Source organism: Corallococcus exiguus, assembly GCF_009909105.1.
In the GTDB taxonomy this organism is placed as follows: Bacteria; Myxococcota; Myxococcia; order Myxococcales; family Myxococcaceae; genus Corallococcus; species Corallococcus exiguus.
This window is the reverse complement of record NZ_JAAAPK010000004.1, coordinates 866,226-881,343: the sequence shown is the minus strand read 5'-3', so window position 1 is coordinate 881,343 and position 15,118 is coordinate 866,226. Positions and strand designations below refer to the sequence as shown.

The window sequence follows — 15,118 nt, the reverse complement described above, 5'->3', positions numbered from 1 at the left end:
CCGGCGTGCCAACGCCGCTCCCGAGGGGAGTACCCGGGGCGGGCTGGAAATCCATATCTCATGGGATAAATACGTATCCTGATGGCTCAAAAGGCGAAGGCACGGCGGACGGTCGTCATCGGGATGCTGGGGACGACGCTGGACACGGGGATGGGGACGCACCGCTGGACGCGGTGGCGGCCCACGGTGTCGCTGTGCCAGCAGGAGGACCTGCTTGTGCACCGGCTGGAGCTGCTGCACCCGCCCCATGGGACGTCGCTGGCGGCGGTCATCCGGGACGACATCGCGCAGGTGTCCCCGGAGACGCAGGTGCGGCTCACGTCACTGCCCATCCGGGACCCATGGAACCTGGAGGAGACCTACGGCGCGCTGCTGGACCACGTGCGCGCGCACGCCTTCCACCCGGAGGAAGAGGACTACCTGGTGCACATCACCACGGGCACGCACATCGCGCAGATCTGCATGTTCCTCCTGGTGGAGAGCCGGTTGATTCCGGGCCGGCTGGTGCAGACGTCCCCGGGCAAGGGGAAGGACCACGGGGCGGTAGGCACGCACGCCATCATCGACCTGGACCTGTCGAACTACGACACGCTGGCGGCGCGCTTCCGGCAACAGCAGCGTGAGGGCCTGTCGTTCCTCAAGTCCGGCATCGACACGCACAACGCCGCGTTCAACCGGATCATCGAGCGGATTGAACAGGTGGCGGTGCAATCCCGAGCGCCGCTGCTGCTGACGGGCCCCACGGGCGCGGGCAAGTCGCGGCTCGCGAAGCGCATCTACGCGCTGAAGAAGGCGCGCAACCAGGTGACGGGCCCGTTCGTGGACCTGAACTGCGCCACGCTGCGCGGCGACGGCGCCATGTCCACGCTCTTCGGTCACGTGAAGGGCGCGTTCACGGGCGCGGTGGGAGACCGGCCCGGACTGATGCGGCAGGCGAACAGCGGCGTGCTGTTCCTGGACGAGATTGGAGAGCTGGGCGCGGACGAGCAGGCCATGTTGCTGCGCGCGCTGGAGGACAAGCGGTTCCTGCCGGTGGGCGCGGACAAGGAGGCGGAGAGCGACTTCCAGCTCATCGCGGGGACGAACCGCGACCTCCAACTGGACGTGGAGCGGGGGCGGTTCCGCGAGGACCTGCTCGCGCGCATCAACCTGTGGACCTTCCGGCTGCCCGCGCTGCGCGAACGTCCGGAGGACATCGCGCCCAACCTGCAATACGAACTGGATCAGGCGTCGCAGGCGCTGGGGACGCGGGTGACGATGAGCAAGGAGGCGCAGGAGTATTTCCTGCGCTTCGCCACGTCCCCCGAGGCCCGGTGGAGCGGCAACTTCCGCGACCTCAACGCGGCGGTGCTGCGCATGTCCACGCTGGCGGCCGGAGGGCGGATGACGCGCGACGTGGTGGACGAGGAACTGGACCGCCTGCGAGCACAGTGGCGGCCCGCGGGCACGGCGTCGACGTCCGCGGGCGAGGACGTGCTGGTGGAGGTGATGGGCGCGGTGCGGGCCGCGGAGCTGGACCGGTTCGACCGGGTGCAGCTCGCGGATGTGGTGGCGGTGTGCCGCTCCGCGCGCTCGTTGTCGGACGCGGGCCGGACGTTGTTCGCGCAGTCGCGTGCGCAGAAGAAGAGCGTCAACGACGCGGACCGGCTCCGGAAGTACCTGGCGCGCTTCGGTCTGACCTGGTCCGAGGTGAGCGGCCGCGACGCGGAGTGAGGCTGTCCCGGCCGGTGCTCTCGCGACTCAGCAGGGCAGCCAGGGGCCGACGCCGCGGTTGCACGAGTCGTAGCAGATGGAGATGGCCGCGGCGCACTCCGCATATGTCGCCTGACACTGAGCCGGGCACCAGGAGTTGGCCTGGTAGCACTCATCCACGCACGAAATCGGCGCCTGGGTGACGGACTCGCGCGCCGTCGCCTCCGGGATCACCGGCTCTGCTTCGGGCGCCCCCCCGCCGCAGGCGAGGAGGGCCAGCGCGGACAACGTGGCCAGGACACACGAGCGGAGGGAACGAGCCTGCATGGGATGCTCCGTGGGCAGAGGAGGACCGCGACCCGCAGTGTCGTTGGAGGCCTGGCGTCAGCGGAAGGCGTCCGCGATGGACCGGCACTGCGGCGTGGCCAAGGCCTCGTCGAGAACCCGGACCACCCCGGCTTCATCAGAGGCCGGGACGGGCGCGGGCGCTGCTTGCGCGTCCGCCTTGCTCAGCCACGTGGGCGGCACCATGCATTCGAAGGTGAGCGGCCCCTCGAACGTCGCGCGCACGCGGCCGTCCTTCATCCGGACCGCCCCCTTCGCCAGCTTCCCGGTGACGGTCAGCTCCAGGGTGCCCTCGTCCATCATCATCGCGGGCTCCCCGGCCAGCTGGTAGTCCACCACCGCGAGGCCAGGGCCCAGCGCCGTCAGAGGAATGATCCTCGCGGTGGCGTGCTTCGACGTCACGAACCCATCCCCCACCGACATGCGGAAGCGCCAGGTGCTTCCGTCCTCCGCCTGGGCGCTCAGCATCACGAGCCTCATCTTCACGGGGGGATCCTCCAGGAAGTCGACGCTGAACTGCACGGAAGGGGCTGAATAGGTGCCTTCGTCCGTGCGCACCGTGGCCGCGCCCCGTGGCTGGGGCCGCTCCGCCGTGAGCGCATCACGCGACGTCACCCGCCCCTCCATCGGCTTCGAGCAGGCGCTCAGCAGCAGCGCCGCCATCAGGGCCCCGTGCCGCATGCTCAGCACCCCACCCGCAGGACCATGGCGCTGACGGTGGTGTTGTCGTTCTCCTTCAGCTCGTCCACCGCGCCCGCCGGATCCATGTCCAGGTAGACGTAGTACGTGGTGAACGGCAGCGTCGACGGCACCGTGAAGCCCAGCGAGTAGATGCCCTCCGAGAACGCTCCCAGCGAGTGGTTGAACGTGCCCACCACGTTGGTGGACTCGTAGTAGCCATTCGGCGGCGCGGTCGTGCTCAGGCGCACGCGCATCGAGTAGGACGACACGGCCGCGTTGCCCATGTTGCCCACGTAGAACTTCACGCTCTGCGCCGTACCCCGGCACACCGTCTTCGTTCCAGCCGGATCCAACGTCTGCGCCACGTCCCCCACCACGCCCATGGAGGACGGCAGCAGGTTCGGCTTCGTCACCGAATAGCCGTACAGCGTGTTCATGCCCTGCGCGTTCGTGGGCCACAGCGTGGAGGACTCGTAGCCGCCCGTCACCATGTGCGGCGGCGAGGTGCGCAGGATGCTGTGCCCGCCCTCGTGCTTGAAGCCGAAGAAGTGCCCCGCCTCGTGCACGAAGGTGCTCCGGCCCGACGTGCCAAACGAATTGCCGGTGCGCGGCGTGAAGTCCAGGTCACTGGCGATGCAGACGTCCGCCTCGTCGATGCCGTTGGCCCCGATGAAGCACAACCCCACGACGGAGTACGTCACGCCGTTGTTCCCGTCGATGGACGCCCGGTCACACAGGCCGATCTCGTTCTGCCCGTCGCTGTGGTCCAGCGAGCAGTCCGTCGCCGCGTTCACGTTGAAGCCACTGACGATGTGAGACAGGTCGTCCCACTGCCGCAAGCCGTTCCAGTACGCCGTGTTGACGTTGCCGGAGTCCGGGATGCTGCACCGGTTCCGGTACACGGCCGGCCCGCTGTACCACTTCACCGGCATCCCGTTGCACGTGTCCCAGGCGGCGGCGCCCGCCTCCATGCCGCCCAGCACCAGTGCCGCGACGACGCCCACGAATGTCGTTGTCTTCATGGCGGACCTCATCACGGCTGGCCGGGCGGGATGTCCCGCTCGGGCTGGAGGGGAACGGCACCCGGCACCACGGACGCGCCCGCAGCGGGCGTCACCGGCACGGACATCGACGACGCGGTGGTGACGGGCTCCTCTCGGAACGCTCCCGTCACGGAGAGCCCGCGCGCGCGCAGGTGATTCTGGAGCAGCGAGAGGAACGCCTCGCGCTCCATTCCCTCTGGAGTCCCCCGGGCCTGCGCCTCCGCGCGCAGCGCCGGACGGGCACCCATCAGGTCCACCGTCTCGAACACCGGCGCCGTCTGCCGCACCCCCGCGGAGCCCAGGCCCGCCACGAGCCCGCCCTCGGCCCCGACGAGCACCTCGCGGCCCGCCACCGACTCCACGCGGAAGGCGTGCTCGTCCAGCACCGGCGACAGGCTCCAGCCGGTGTTGCGCAGGAAGACCACGTAGCGCGCGCCCCGGACGAAGCGAGGCACATGGCTCACCACGAGCTGCCGTCCATCCGGCAGCACCCCTCCGGCCTGCTTGAGGCGCAGCTCACGCGGAGCCGCGCCCAGGTGCGCCCGCACGTTTCCCAGCGTCACCACCGTCCACGGGCCCGTGCGCGGCGAATACTCACTGCGCACGTCCGTGACTTCACCCTCCACCACGGAGGCTGTCTGGTCGAACAGACTGAGCAGACTGTCCACCGCGCGCGGCGGCCGGAGTGATGCTTCCGCGGCCAGGGGACTCTCCTGCCGCGCGGGAGAGTCGTCCCCACTGGCTGCGCTGCACCCCGTGAGTCCCATGAGGAGCAGTGCGCACGCCCCCCTTCCGAACGTCGTCCATGGTCTGCCCACGCGCATCACGTCCGCTCCCTTCGTGTCGTCAGTGGATGAGATAGAAGGCGTCCTGGCGCGGCACGAAGAACCGCCAGCCTTCGTCCGTCAGGTACGCCGGATCTTCCTGCATCACCGCCACCTGCTGCCCACCCCACTCTGGCACGGGCGTGACGGTGTTGAGCTCGACGGCTAGGTACGAGCCCTTGCGCAACAGTCTGGGTGCCTCGGAGCGCGATGCCGCACGGAAGTCGATGGACGCGCCCAGCGCGTGCCCCTGCGCGCCCAGCGGATGGCTGTAGACCTTGGCCTCGATGCCCCGCTCCTTCATCTCCGCCATCGTCGCGTCGTAGACATCCGCCGACGAGCGCCCCGGCCGCGACGCGCGCAGCATCAGCGCGTCCTGCAGCGTCCGCGTGTTCTCCAGCGCGCGCTTCAACCCCTCCGGCGCGTCCGTCTCCCCGTCCTTCAGCACGTACGCCATCTTCTGCCAGTCCGTGCTCAGCCCCAGCGCCGAGACGCCAAAGTCCACATGCAGCAGGTCGCCGCGCTGGATGACCACCGCCTCGTCCGCCACCGCCAGGAAGCCCCGGGAGAAGCCGTCCTTCATGCCCTGCCGCTGCACGCGCAGGTCCGGCTGGAACCACGTGCCCACGCGCGCGTCGAACAGCGCGTCGTAGAGCCAACGGCGCACGTCCCCCACCGTCGTCTTGCCGGGCACCACCACCTCGTTGGAGAGCGCCCGCTTCACCAGCGACTCCGTCAGCACCACCAGGTCGCGGTAGGGCGTGAACTCGCCAGGCAGCCGCGTGTCCAGGTACTCCTCGATGAGCGGCGCCGCGCTCACGAAGCGCGCTTCCGCGGATGGGCCCAGCGCCTCCACCAGCCACTTGTAGGTGTCGTGCGTCAGGCTGCGCGTCACGCCCCGCCGCCCGTCCATGGCCAGCGCGATGGTGCGCGGGTGGTAGCGCGCGTCCAGGTCCGCGAGCGCCTCCGCCTGCTTGCGCTCCACCGGGGGCGCCTCGAAGAAGCGCGCCACCGCCTCCGTGGCGTAGCCCGTCAACGCGACCTTCTGGAGCCCCGCGTCACCCGCGTCCACGAAGACGAACACGTCGCGGTTGCCCGCGTACGGCAGCGGCGGCGCGACCCAGGCCGTCAGCGGATCATCGTGGAACTCCTCGTTGACCACGACCCACATGGCCACGCCGTGCCGGCGCATCATGTCCAGCAGCAGCCCGTGCCGCTCCTTCAGCCAGGACTCACGCAGGGCCCGCTCCTGGGACGGCGGCGGCACGGGTGACGTGGCGGGAGCGCTCGCGGGGACGGTGGCACACGCCACCAGACAGCCCAGGCTCAGGGCGGGTAGGACTGCGCGCCAACGGTTCATGTCGGGAACTCCGGGTCGAGAAGGAGGCGGAGCAGCCTAGCGCGCCCCAGAAAAACCGAAGCCCCCCGCTCCCGGAACCCATGGGTCCGGGAACGGAGGGCCTGGGGCGCATTCCCACCTGCTCACCCGCTCGGATGTCCTCGCTCCCACACGCTTCCGGATCCCGTCCCCCCCGGTTCGGGACACCTGGAATCCGACAGGCCTCACGGCCAGCGAATCCACTGGAAGCGGCGGCCCTCCCCCGAAGGCCGCGTGGAGCGCGGACATTCAACCGCGCGCGCCGTTACCTCAGTAGCTGGCGACCCAATCCAGGTCGCTTTCCTCGAAATCGAAGAGCGATTCCTCGCCTTCGTGCCGGGAGTCCTCTTCCCCGTCCCCCTCCTGCTCCTCGACCCGGTACCCCCTCGGCTCCCGGGCTTCGTCCTCCGGCCGCACACCCGCGCCCCCGTTGGAACCGGGCGCCCACAGCTCGCCGTCCCCCTGGCTCCACGCATCGATGCGGTACATCGCGTCCCCCCGGGTGCGGTGTCTTGCCGTCCACCCCGCCGCCGCCGCCACGCCGCGCCTCGATAATTAGACGCCGATCGCCAGAATCCTTGGGTCGCCCCCGTCATTTCAGGAAGGAGCCCGCATGCCGGAGCGCCAGGGCCCGGATTCCGGCCTCTTCGCTCCACCCCGGTTCCCCCCGGCGGGCCACGGCCTCGAAGGCCTCCGCCGCCTGGAGCGGGAGGCCCATGGCCCGAAGCACCAGCGCCCTGTTCCACAGGGCCTGGGGATGGTCCGGTGCCTGACGCAACACGCCTTCGAGCAGCCCCAGGGCGCCCCGCGAATCTCCCGCCGCCATCGCCACCACGGCCCGGTCGCTGTCCCGGTCCAGAGAGGGGGCGCTGCGCGCCAGGAAGTCCGACGCCTGACGCAATTCGCCGCGCACCAGGTAGGCCGCCGCGATGCCGTGCAGGTCCCCCCGCTCCTCCAGTGCCGCCAGGGTCCGCAGGGGCACCGGCGGTTCGGTCGCGAGCGCCACTCCGCCCCCCGCCCCTGTCCGGACGGGAACGTAGGGGAGGTAGCGGTCCGCGGCCGGGTACGCGATGCGCGCCTCCAGCTCCCGCGCGGACGCATCCGCCCGCCACGCGTCCTTCGGCCGGAAGCCGTCCCCCGTCATGACCGCGGTAAGCGCACCCAGTCCCATGGCCAGCACCGCCCCCATCGCATGCCGCCATCTGCCGCGCGGCAACGCGAAGCGGAACGGACCTCGGAGGGGAGCAGGTGGTGGTGGCGCGTCGTTGTGGGCCACCGCGCCACACAGGGCCTGGACGCTGAGCATCTCCAACTGCATCGCATCATGCAGCCCGCTGGCGCACGCACGGCAGAGGGCCAGATGGAGCCGGAAGTGCTCCTCGTCCCCCGATTCCAGCTCCCCATCCAGGAACCGGTAGAGCTTCTTGCACCAGAGATCCATCACGCGTCAGGGCCTGGAGTCACGAGGCCACCTCCCGTCCCTTGCGAAACGCGAGCGGAAGCAATCCTTGGTGGATTCCGCTGACAGCGTTCGCCGCTGGCTCCCCCGCCTGCCCCCCAGGGAGGAGCAGGCGGCGAGGGCCCGCGTTTCAGCGGCGCGTGCGGGGGCGCAGCAGCGTCGCACCGGAGCGGCTGGTGCGCGGGCACGGGAGGCGCGGCGCGCTGACGGCCTCCACCGCCTCCGTCGTCGCGAACCAGGGGCAGCAGTTGGCGCACCCCGGGCAGCGGCGGCGGAAGCGGCGGGCGCCCTGGTGCCAGGCCCGGCCTTCGCGCTCCGGGGGCGGGGGAGTGGCGAGCACGTCCCCGGGCCAGTTCTCCGGCACGTCGTCCCAGTCGGACCCGGGCACCGTCTCGCGGGCCTGGCGGGCGGACACCCAGCGCTCGCTCTCCGCCGGGTCCTCCAGCGCGAGCCTCGCGAGCATCTCCAGTTGCAGCAGGTCGTGGAAGCGGCGGGCGCAGACGTCGCAGGTGGCCAGGTGGCCTCGGACGCGGCGCTGGTCCTCGGCGGACAGGCTCCCGTCCAGGAAGGGCTGGAGGTCCTCACACGCGGTGCTCATCGTTTCCTCTCCTGGCGGCGGCGTTCCGCGGTGTCGTGGAGCATGGCCTTGAGGCGGCGGCGGGCGTGGAAGAGCCACGTGCCCACCGTTCCCGCGCTGGGGGTATTCATCCGCCGGGCGATCTCCGCATGGCGCAGGCCCCGCGCATGCAGTTCGAACGCCTGGCGCAGCTTCTCGTTGAGCCGCGCCACGGCCTGGCGCAGCTCGTCCTCCGTGACGCACTCCCACTGCTCGGGCTCCGGCGCGTCCTCCGGGTCCTCGAAGAGCATGTGGACGTTGTGCAGGTCCACCCGGCGGTCCGTCTCCGCGCCCTGGCGGCGGCACTGGTCCAGGAACCGGTTGTGCAGCACGCGCACCAGCCACGCGCGGCGCGCGGGCTCCGGCCAACGCTTGAGCCGCTCCCACTGCAGGAGCGCGCGCAAGAGCACGTCCTGCACCAGGTCGTCGCAATCACTGGCACTCTTGCCGCAGACATTGCGCGCGATGGCGACCAGCACCGGCTGATGGCGGATCGCGAACGCGGCGAATTCCCCTCCAGAGCCCTCCCGGACTGGCGGCTCCTCCCTCCCTGGCACCATGCGACCGCCTCCCTTCCCTCCAGAGAACGCCGAGGGCCGGATTCTTTTTTTCTCATGGATGCGACAAACGCTGTCGCGCTTCTTCCCGAACCCCGGCGGCCAGTACAGCTGAAACACTTCAAGCAGACGCCAATTCCTTGCATGGAATAGACAGACATCCAGGCACTCCCCGGTTCAATGTCTCTCCATGGGTGTGGCTTGCCTCCGGGTGGCTCGTGCCGGACCCGGCGTGAAAAACGGGGTGAAAAAGGGGCGTCCAGCATGGCCCAGCGGCTTTCTGGGGGCTGGAGCGTTTTCGTGGACGCGGATCCGCAGCGGGCACGGGGGGCGGTGGCATCTCCTGGTGCGTCAGGCGGGGGGGACGTGTCCCGCCGCGTCGTGTTCCGGGCCTGGGGGAGGCCCCCTGGGGGCACGGGGAAGCGTCCTCGGGTGCAACTCCCCCCTTGCGTGCCTGGGGAGTCCTTTGGTCCTCTTGGGCCACCGCCGTATGCCCATGGAAACCGCCGCCGACAGCCGAGAGTACCGCGTGGTCTTCTTCTGCCCCGCGTCGAACGCCCGGCTCGAGCGGCTGGAGGTCCCGGTGCGCCGGCTGCTGTCGCGCATCCAGGCGCCGCCGGCGGAGCTGGCCCCACTGAGTGAGGCCGGGGCGCTCACGGAGGCCGGGTGGCAGGTCTACCTGGTGCGTTCGCTGACGGAGCGCAGCGCGGCGCAGGCCATGGCGGCCTACGTCAGCGAGGCCACCTGTGCGCTGGCCGCGGAGGTGGACGCGGAGGTGCTGGGGCTCTACGTGGACGTGTCCGGGGACTCCGCGCGCATCTGCCGCTGCGGCCCGGAGGACGGGCCGGAGACCTTCGCCGGGCGGAGGCAGGCCGCGCTCACCCGCACGTCCGAGTGGCTGGAGGTCGCCCCCGCGAGCCTGTCCGCCCTCTTCCAGTTGGATCCGCCGGACGCCGAATACGAGCCGGACGCGGACGACCGCTTCGTCGAGGAGAAGCTGCGTGAGGCGCGAGCCCTGATGGAGCGCTACCGCACCGCGGCGAAATGAGGTCGAGCACCCCGGAGGACCTGTCGGGCCGCTGTGAGCGGTGCTACCTGCCCACGGCCCTGTGCCTGTGCGCGGACGTGCCCGTCATCCCCACGCGCACGGAGCTGCTGATCATCCGGCACAATAAGGAGTCGCAGAAGAGCACCAACACGGCGCGCATCGCCGCGCTGGCCCTGCCCCGCTGCCACATCGTGTCCTATGGAGCGCCCGGAGCGCCCTTCGACGCGTCGGTGCTGGACACGCCAGACACGTGGCTCCTGTTCCCGGACGCACCGGAGGCGGAGGGGCCTCCGCCGAAGCGGCTCGTGGTCATCGATGGAAGTTGGGCGCAGGCACGACGCATGGTGCAGCGCGTCCCCGCCCTGCGCCGGCTGCCGGGCATGAGGTTGCCGCCGCCCGCGCCGGACACGCGCCGCCTGCGCAAACCGCCGCACCCGGACGGGATGTCCACGCTGGAGGCCATGGCCGGCGCGCTCGCGCGGCTGGAGGGCGAGGAGCTCGCGAAGCCGCTGCTCACCCTGCACGAGCTGATGATTGAGCGCGTGCTCGCGAGCCGCGGTCGGTTGGGGTGGGAGAACTACCTCTAGCGACCTACTGCAGGACCTTCTGCATCTCCGCCGCGAAGGGCACGGGCTCCAGGAAGCCCGTCACGCGCGGCTTCGTCAGCACGGTGCCGTCCGGGTTCACGAAGGCCACCGTGGGCAGGCCCTCCACGCCCAGTTGCTCCATCAGCGCATCCAGGCGGTCCTCGCTGTTGGTCGCGTCGATCTTGATGGTGAGGAAGCGGCTGCCCTCGGCCTGGGTGATGACCTCCGAGGACGGATACGTCAGCCGGTCCAGTTCCTTGCAGGCCGCGCACCAGTCCGCGAAGAAGTCGATGAGCACCGGACGGCCTTCCTTCTTCGCCGCCGCGAGCACCTGCTCGAACTGGCTCGCGTCGAACGTCGCCTTCTTCGCCGGCATCACGTGGTGCCACTGCCACGACGGCGCCACCGGGCGCTCCTGAAGTCCCATGCGCACCCACAGCTCACCCGTGGGCCGCGCGTCCAGCGCGCCGCCGCGCAACACCAGCGCGCCCACCACCAGCGCCACGCCCAGCGCCTTGAAGCCGAAGTCGCGCGCGCCCTCCTTGAACGAACGGTGCACCGCGCCCACCCCCACGCCCACCACCACCAGCACCGCGGCCAGCACCGCTCCGGGCACCTGGCCCACCTCGGCGCCCAGCGCCTTCACGGTGTCGCGCGCCCAGGGGAAGGCGTCCTTCACGTACGAGAACGCGAGCGCCACCAGCATGATGCCCAGCACGCTCTTCACCCACTCCATCCACACGCCACCGCGCGGCAGGCGCACGGTGAAGACGCCGATGAGGAAGAACGGCACGCCGATGCCCAGCGCGTAGATGAACAGCAGCGTCGCGCCCAGCGTCGTGTTGGCGGACTTCGCCACGAAGGCCAAGAGGCCCGTGAGCACCGGCCCCGTGCACGGCGCCGCCAGGAACCCGGACACGCTGCCCATCACGAACGCGCCCGCGATGCCCGCGCCGCCCACGTTGCTCAGCTTCGTCTGCATGGACGACGGCAGCGCCAGCTCGAACGCGCCGAACATCGACGAGGCCAAGAGCAGCAGGAACAGCGCCAGCCCCAGCACCACCACGGGGCTGCCCAGCATGGAGCCGAAGGCCTGGCCCGTCTTCGCCGCCAGCACGCCCAGCGCGCTGAACACCACGCCCATGCCCACGATGTACGACGTGGTCAGCGCCAGCGAGCGGCCCCGTGCCTCCGCCTTCCTCGCGCCGAACACCGACACGGTGATGGGGATGAGCGGGTACACGCACGGCGTCAGCGCGGTGAGCAGGCCGCCGGCGAACACCACCAGCGCGCCCCAGGCGAGGTTCCCGGACTCCAGGAACCGGGCCGCGTCCAGCCCGGCGCTCGGCCCCGTGGGCAACAGCCACGGCACCACCGCCACCGCCACTCCCGCCACCACCGCCGCCAGCGTCAGCTTCTTCGTGTCCATGCGTGCCTTACGCCTCCGCGCGTCCGGACCTTCGGAGGCTCCCTTCTATATGCGGAGGCCGGGGACGCGGCTACCCCGCCGGCATCTCCGCGGGGGCGGCAGGCACCTTCAGCCCCGCGGAGCGCGCCAGCCCCATCACACCCTCCACGGCGGCGGCGATGTAGCCAAAGGGGTTCGCTCCATCCACCGCCGTCACGTGCACCTCGCCCATCCGCTGCTGGAAGGCCGCCGCCACCTGGGGCAGCTGCTGCGCCAACGTCAACTGGATGACCTCTGGACTCACCGAGTTCTCGATGTCACGCAGCGTCTTCGCGCGCTCCAGCTCCAGCCCCTGCTGCGCGCGGGTGCGCCTCAGCTCCAGCTCCGCGATGCCGGCCTCCGCCTCCGCGATGGACTGCTTCGCCAGCAGCACCTGGAGCCGGGCGGACAGCTGCTCGGCCTCCTGCCGGGCCACGGCGAGCTGGACTTCGTGACGCGCGGCCTCCGCCTCCTGCTGGCGGCGCATCCGCTCCAGCTCCACCTGGGCCTTGGCGGCCTCCGCCTCCTGCTCCCAGCGCAGCTCCTCCAGCTCACCCTGCGCGCGGTTGTACGCGAGCTGCCGTTCGCTGGTGAGCCGCGCCTCCTCCAGGCGTGCGTCCGTGGCCAGCGCCTCCAGCCGGGCCTGCTCCTTCAGCGCCTCCGTGCGCGTGCGGACCTCCTCCTGCGCGGTCAGCTTCGCGAGCGCCACTTCGCGATCCACGGAGGTGCGCTCCTGCTGCTGCTGACGCGCCTGCTCCATCTTCGCCTGGGCCAGCCGCGCTTCCTGCGCGAGCTGCTCCATCTGCGCCTGCTCCTCCGTGGCCTGCGTGCGCTGGCGGACCTCCTCGCGCGCGGCGAGCTTCTGGAGGTTGAGCACGCGCTCGGCCTCCGTCTCCTCGCGCCGCACGAAGCGCTCCTTGGCCAGCTCCGCCTCGCGCGCCTGCCGCTCCTGCTCCCGGCGGAAGCGGGCCTGCATGTGTTCGAAGACCGAGGAGGACAGGACGCGCACGTCCTGGATTTCAATCGTGTCCAGCAGCACGCCCCAGCCCACGTCGGTGCGGTCCTCCAGCCGGCCCCGTCCGGAGAGCACCGGGGCAATCTCCCGCATCAGCTCCGCCGCGATGCCCTCCTTGCGCCGGGTGAGGCACTCCTCCACGGTGAGGTTCGCCACCAGCCGGCGCGCCGCGCCCACGAACATCTCCCCGAGCAGCTCCGCCAGCTTCTCCTGCGCGCGCTCCGGGTAGCTGAAGTTGAGCATCCGGAAGGCCACCAGCGGATCCGCGATGCGGTACACCGCCAGGCCCGTCACCGCCACGCCCACCTTCTCGCTCGTCACCTGATCCGCGGTGAACTGGAACCGTTGGATGCTGGTGGGCACGATGGCCACCGAGTCCCCCGGCAGCTTGAAGCAGCTGGCGCCCTGGCCGCTCACCTCGCGCACGCGTCCCCGGCGCATGTGGATGAGGAACTCGCTGGGCCGCGCCGTGATCAGCCCCCACTTCTTCACCTTGTCGGGGTCCTCCGCGGGCTTGCCCGCCCGCCAGCCGTCCACGTAGCGGGAGCGATCCAGCCCTCCCTCCAGGCGGACCAGCGACGGCCGCCCCGTCCCGTCCTGCTGCGTGTCCTGGGCGTTGCTCCGGGCCTGCGACTTCGCGTTGGCGCTCATGTCTGGCACCCTCCGCGCTGTCTCCAGTGCAGGCGCCCGGCCATGCCCCGGGGTGCCACGAAACGGGCACTTATGGGCGCGCGAAGCACCGTTTCGGATCACCCCGCTCCAACCTGGCGCGGCCGGAGTGCTCCATTCTGGAGGAGCGTTGAACCCGGCCGGCGCATCCCACGACCCGGTGCGTCGCGGACAGAGGCCCTGGACCCCATGTTCCCTTGACCCGAGGGGGGTCGATTTTATAATTGACCAGTCCGGTCCACATTCGTGTGGGCCCATGTAGACCCTGCCGCTGCGCGCGGACCCACCGCGTCGCCGGGGAGCGGAGGGGTGTTCCACCCTCCTGCGTCACTTCTTCCTGAGGACTTCATGCTGAGCCTGCCCATCTACATGGACAACCACGCGACCACCCCGCTCGACCCGCGGGTGCTGGAAGTGATGTTGCCCTACCTCCGCGAGGACTTCGGCAACGCGGCCAGCCGCAATCACGCGTTCGGCTGGAAGGCCGAGGCCGCGGTGGAGAAGGCGCGCCGGCAGGTGGCGGACCTCATTGGCGCGTCGGAGAAGGAGATCGTCTTCACCTCCGGCGCCACCGAGTCCGACAACCTGGCCATCAAGGGCGTCATCGAGTTCTACAAGTCCAAGGGCGACCACATCATCACCCTCAAGACGGAGCACAAGGCCGTCCTGGACACCTGCAAGCGCCTGGAGCGCGTGCGCCAGGAGCGCCTGGACGAGCTCAAGCTCCTGCGCCTGGGCCAGCTGGCCGAGCGCGACGTCACGCCGGAAGAGGTCCCGGAGCTGGCGGTGAAGTTCAACCTGGACGCGGACGACACGTACAAGAAGTGGGCGGAGATGCCCACGGGTGGCGCGCGCGTCACCTACCTGGACGTGGAGAAGGACGGCCGCGTGAGCCTGGAGAAGCTGGCCGCGGCGATGACGCCCAAGACGGTGCTCGTCTCCATCATGTTCGCCAACAACGAGATCGGCGTGGTCCAGCCGGTGGCGGAGATTGGCAAGCTGTGCCGTGAGAAGGGCGTCCTCTTCCACTGCGACGCGGTGCAGGGCGTGGGCAAGGTGCCCTTCGACGTGGAGAAGATGAACGTCGACCTGGCCTCCATCAGCGCGCACAAGATGTACGGCCCCAAGGGCGTGGGCGCCCTCTACGTGCGCCGCAAGCCGCGCGTGCGCATCGCGCCCATGGTGGACGGCGGCGGTCACGAGCGCGGCATGCGCAGCGGCACGCTGAACGTGGCGTCCATCGTCGGCTTCGGCGCGGCGGCGGAGGTGGCGAGGCAGGACCTGCCGGAAGAAGCGGCGCGCCTGTTCCGCCTGCGTGAGCGGCTGCGCACCGGCATCATGGAGCAGCTGGACATGGTGACGGTGAACGGCAGCCTGGAGCACCGCATGCCGGGCAGCCTCAACATCTCCTTCTCCTACGTGGAGGGCGAGGCCCTGATGATGTCCATCAAGGACGTCGCGGTGTCCTCCGGCTCCGCGTGCACGTCCGCGTCGCTGGAGCCCTCCTACGTGCTGCGCGCCCTGGGGGTCGAAGAGGACATGGCGCACAGCTCCATCCGCTTCGGCCTGGGCCGCTTCAACACGGAGGAGGAGGTCGACTTCGTCATCCGCCTCGTGGTGGACAAAGTCCGCAAGTTGCGAGACATGAGCCCCCTGTACGAGATGGCCAAGGAAGGCATCGACCTCAAGAGCATCGAGTGGACCGCCCACTAAGCGCTCCCCTCCTCTCAAGATTTCCCGCCGGGCACGGAACCCCC

The 15,118-nt window shown here is 70.4% G+C and carries 15 protein-coding genes; 4 read left to right on the top strand and 11 right to left on the bottom strand.

The features are described from left to right. The first annotated feature begins 81 nt into the window (after positions 1–81). Positions 82–1,713 carry an RNA repair transcriptional activator RtcR gene (rtcR, locus tag GTZ93_RS19665; protein WP_139921054.1) on the top strand — a complete coding sequence of 544 codons (1,632 nt, stop codon included), beginning with the start codon at positions 82–84 and terminating at the stop codon, positions 1,711–1,713. Positions 1,714–1,740: 27 nt separating this feature from the next. Here the strand turns inward: rtcR and GTZ93_RS19660 are convergent, their stop codons facing one another. The 9 genes from GTZ93_RS19660 to GTZ93_RS19620 form a co-directional block, all read right to left on the bottom strand. Continuing rightward, the gene (locus GTZ93_RS19660) at positions 1,741–2,019 is read right to left on the bottom strand and encodes a hypothetical protein (RefSeq protein ID WP_139921056.1); all 279 of its coding nucleotides are present in this window, start codon (positions 2,017–2,019) and stop codon (positions 1,741–1,743) included. A 57-nt stretch (positions 2,020–2,076) separates the two neighbouring features. Continuing rightward, positions 2,077–2,718: a hypothetical protein gene (locus GTZ93_RS19655; protein WP_139921057.1), complete on the bottom strand. Its 642-nt coding sequence runs from the start codon at positions 2,716–2,718 to the stop codon at positions 2,077–2,079. 2 nt (positions 2,719–2,720) lie between these two features. Beyond that, on the bottom strand, positions 2,721–3,740 hold the full coding sequence (locus GTZ93_RS19650) for a hypothetical protein (RefSeq protein WP_120578576.1): 1,020 nt from the start codon (positions 3,738–3,740) through the stop codon (positions 2,721–2,723). An 11-nt stretch (positions 3,741–3,751) separates the two neighbouring features. Next, positions 3,752–4,528, bottom strand: a complete 777-nt coding sequence (locus tag GTZ93_RS19645; protein ID WP_161662926.1) for a hypothetical protein — start codon at positions 4,526–4,528, stop codon at positions 3,752–3,754. A 79-nt stretch (positions 4,529–4,607) separates the two neighbouring features. After that, complete coding sequence (locus tag GTZ93_RS19640; protein WP_139921061.1) at positions 4,608–5,945, bottom strand: M24 family metallopeptidase; 1,338 nt, start codon at positions 5,943–5,945, stop codon at positions 4,608–4,610. A 288-nt stretch (positions 5,946–6,233) separates the two neighbouring features. Continuing rightward, positions 6,234–6,452, bottom strand: a complete 219-nt coding sequence (locus GTZ93_RS19635; RefSeq protein WP_139921063.1) for a hypothetical protein — start codon at positions 6,450–6,452, stop codon at positions 6,234–6,236. A gap of 103 nt (positions 6,453–6,555) precedes the next feature. Then, positions 6,556–7,404 carry a zf-HC2 domain-containing protein gene (locus GTZ93_RS19630; RefSeq protein WP_139921065.1) on the bottom strand — a complete coding sequence of 283 codons (849 nt, stop codon included), beginning with the start codon at positions 7,402–7,404 and terminating at the stop codon, positions 6,556–6,558. Positions 7,405–7,552: 148 nt separating this feature from the next. Then, on the bottom strand, positions 7,553–8,020 hold the full coding sequence (locus GTZ93_RS19625; protein WP_139921066.1) for an anti-sigma factor family protein: 468 nt from the start codon (positions 8,018–8,020) through the stop codon (positions 7,553–7,555). Next, positions 8,017–8,598 carry an RNA polymerase sigma factor gene (locus tag GTZ93_RS19620; RefSeq protein ID WP_139921068.1) on the bottom strand — a complete coding sequence of 194 codons (582 nt, stop codon included), beginning with the start codon at positions 8,596–8,598 and terminating at the stop codon, positions 8,017–8,019. Before GTZ93_RS19620 ends, GTZ93_RS19625 begins: the two co-directional genes overlap by 4 nt. 493 nt (positions 8,599–9,091) lie before the next feature. Here GTZ93_RS19620 and GTZ93_RS19615 point away from each other — a divergent pair, with 493 nt between their 5' ends. Both GTZ93_RS19615 and GTZ93_RS19610 read left to right on the top strand, forming a co-directional pair. Next, a complete protein-coding gene (locus GTZ93_RS19615; RefSeq protein ID WP_014395291.1) occupies positions 9,092–9,643 on the top strand; it encodes a hypothetical protein in 552 nt (183 codons plus the stop codon). Further along, positions 9,640–10,230, top strand: a complete 591-nt coding sequence (locus tag GTZ93_RS19610) for a tRNA-uridine aminocarboxypropyltransferase (RefSeq protein WP_120564061.1) — start codon at positions 9,640–9,642, stop codon at positions 10,228–10,230. The genes GTZ93_RS19615 and GTZ93_RS19610 overlap by 4 nt, the downstream gene beginning before the upstream one ends. A 4-nt stretch (positions 10,231–10,234) precedes the next feature. Here the strand turns inward: GTZ93_RS19610 and GTZ93_RS19605 are convergent, their stop codons facing one another. Together GTZ93_RS19605 and GTZ93_RS19600 are read right to left on the bottom strand one after the other, a co-directional pair. Next, entirely contained in the window at positions 10,235–11,659 is a 1,425-nt protein-coding gene (locus GTZ93_RS19605; protein ID WP_161662925.1) for a protein-disulfide reductase DsbD family protein, read from the bottom strand. A 70-nt stretch (positions 11,660–11,729) separates the two neighbouring features. After that, the gene (locus tag GTZ93_RS19600) at positions 11,730–13,343 is read right to left on the bottom strand and encodes an SPFH domain-containing protein (protein WP_126936404.1); all 1,614 of its coding nucleotides are present in this window, start codon (positions 13,341–13,343) and stop codon (positions 11,730–11,732) included. 369 nt (positions 13,344–13,712) lie between these two features. On the opposite strand from GTZ93_RS19600, the gene GTZ93_RS19595 reads away from it, so the two are divergent. Then, positions 13,713–15,074 carry an IscS subfamily cysteine desulfurase gene (locus GTZ93_RS19595; RefSeq protein ID WP_257979014.1) on the top strand — a complete coding sequence of 454 codons (1,362 nt, stop codon included), beginning with the start codon at positions 13,713–13,715 and terminating at the stop codon, positions 15,072–15,074. The last annotated feature ends 44 nt before the right edge of the window (positions 15,075–15,118 follow it).

Excerpts from the sequence above, each read along its gene's own strand:
- rtcR (WP_139921054.1), top strand. The coding sequence starts at position 82 with ATGGCTCAAAAGGCGAAGGCACGGCGGACGGTCGTCATCGGGATGCTG.
- GTZ93_RS19660 (WP_139921056.1), bottom strand. The coding sequence starts at position 2,019 with ATGCAGGCTCGTTCCCTCCGCTCGTGTGTCCTGGCCACGTTGTCCGCG.
- GTZ93_RS19655 (WP_139921057.1), bottom strand. The coding sequence starts at position 2,718 with ATGCGGCACGGGGCCCTGATGGCGGCGCTGCTGCTGAGCGCCTGCTCG.
- GTZ93_RS19650 (WP_120578576.1), bottom strand. The coding sequence starts at position 3,740 with ATGAAGACAACGACATTCGTGGGCGTCGTCGCGGCACTGGTGCTGGGC.
- GTZ93_RS19645 (WP_161662926.1), bottom strand. The coding sequence starts at position 4,528 with ATGGGACTCACGGGGTGCAGCGCAGCCAGTGGGGACGACTCTCCCGCG.
- GTZ93_RS19640 (WP_139921061.1), bottom strand. The coding sequence starts at position 5,945 with ATGAACCGTTGGCGCGCAGTCCTACCCGCCCTGAGCCTGGGCTGTCTG.
- GTZ93_RS19635 (WP_139921063.1), bottom strand. The coding sequence starts at position 6,452 with ATGTACCGCATCGATGCGTGGAGCCAGGGGGACGGCGAGCTGTGGGCG.
- GTZ93_RS19630 (WP_139921065.1), bottom strand. The coding sequence starts at position 7,404 with ATGGATCTCTGGTGCAAGAAGCTCTACCGGTTCCTGGATGGGGAGCTG.
- GTZ93_RS19625 (WP_139921066.1), bottom strand. The coding sequence starts at position 8,020 with ATGAGCACCGCGTGTGAGGACCTCCAGCCCTTCCTGGACGGGAGCCTG.
- GTZ93_RS19620 (WP_139921068.1), bottom strand. The coding sequence starts at position 8,598 with ATGGTGCCAGGGAGGGAGGAGCCGCCAGTCCGGGAGGGCTCTGGAGGG.
- GTZ93_RS19615 (WP_014395291.1), top strand. The coding sequence starts at position 9,092 with ATGGAAACCGCCGCCGACAGCCGAGAGTACCGCGTGGTCTTCTTCTGC.
- GTZ93_RS19610 (WP_120564061.1), top strand. The coding sequence starts at position 9,640 with ATGAGGTCGAGCACCCCGGAGGACCTGTCGGGCCGCTGTGAGCGGTGC.
- GTZ93_RS19605 (WP_161662925.1), bottom strand. The coding sequence starts at position 11,659 with ATGGACACGAAGAAGCTGACGCTGGCGGCGGTGGTGGCGGGAGTGGCG.
- GTZ93_RS19600 (WP_126936404.1), bottom strand. The coding sequence starts at position 13,343 with ATGAGCGCCAACGCGAAGTCGCAGGCCCGGAGCAACGCCCAGGACACG.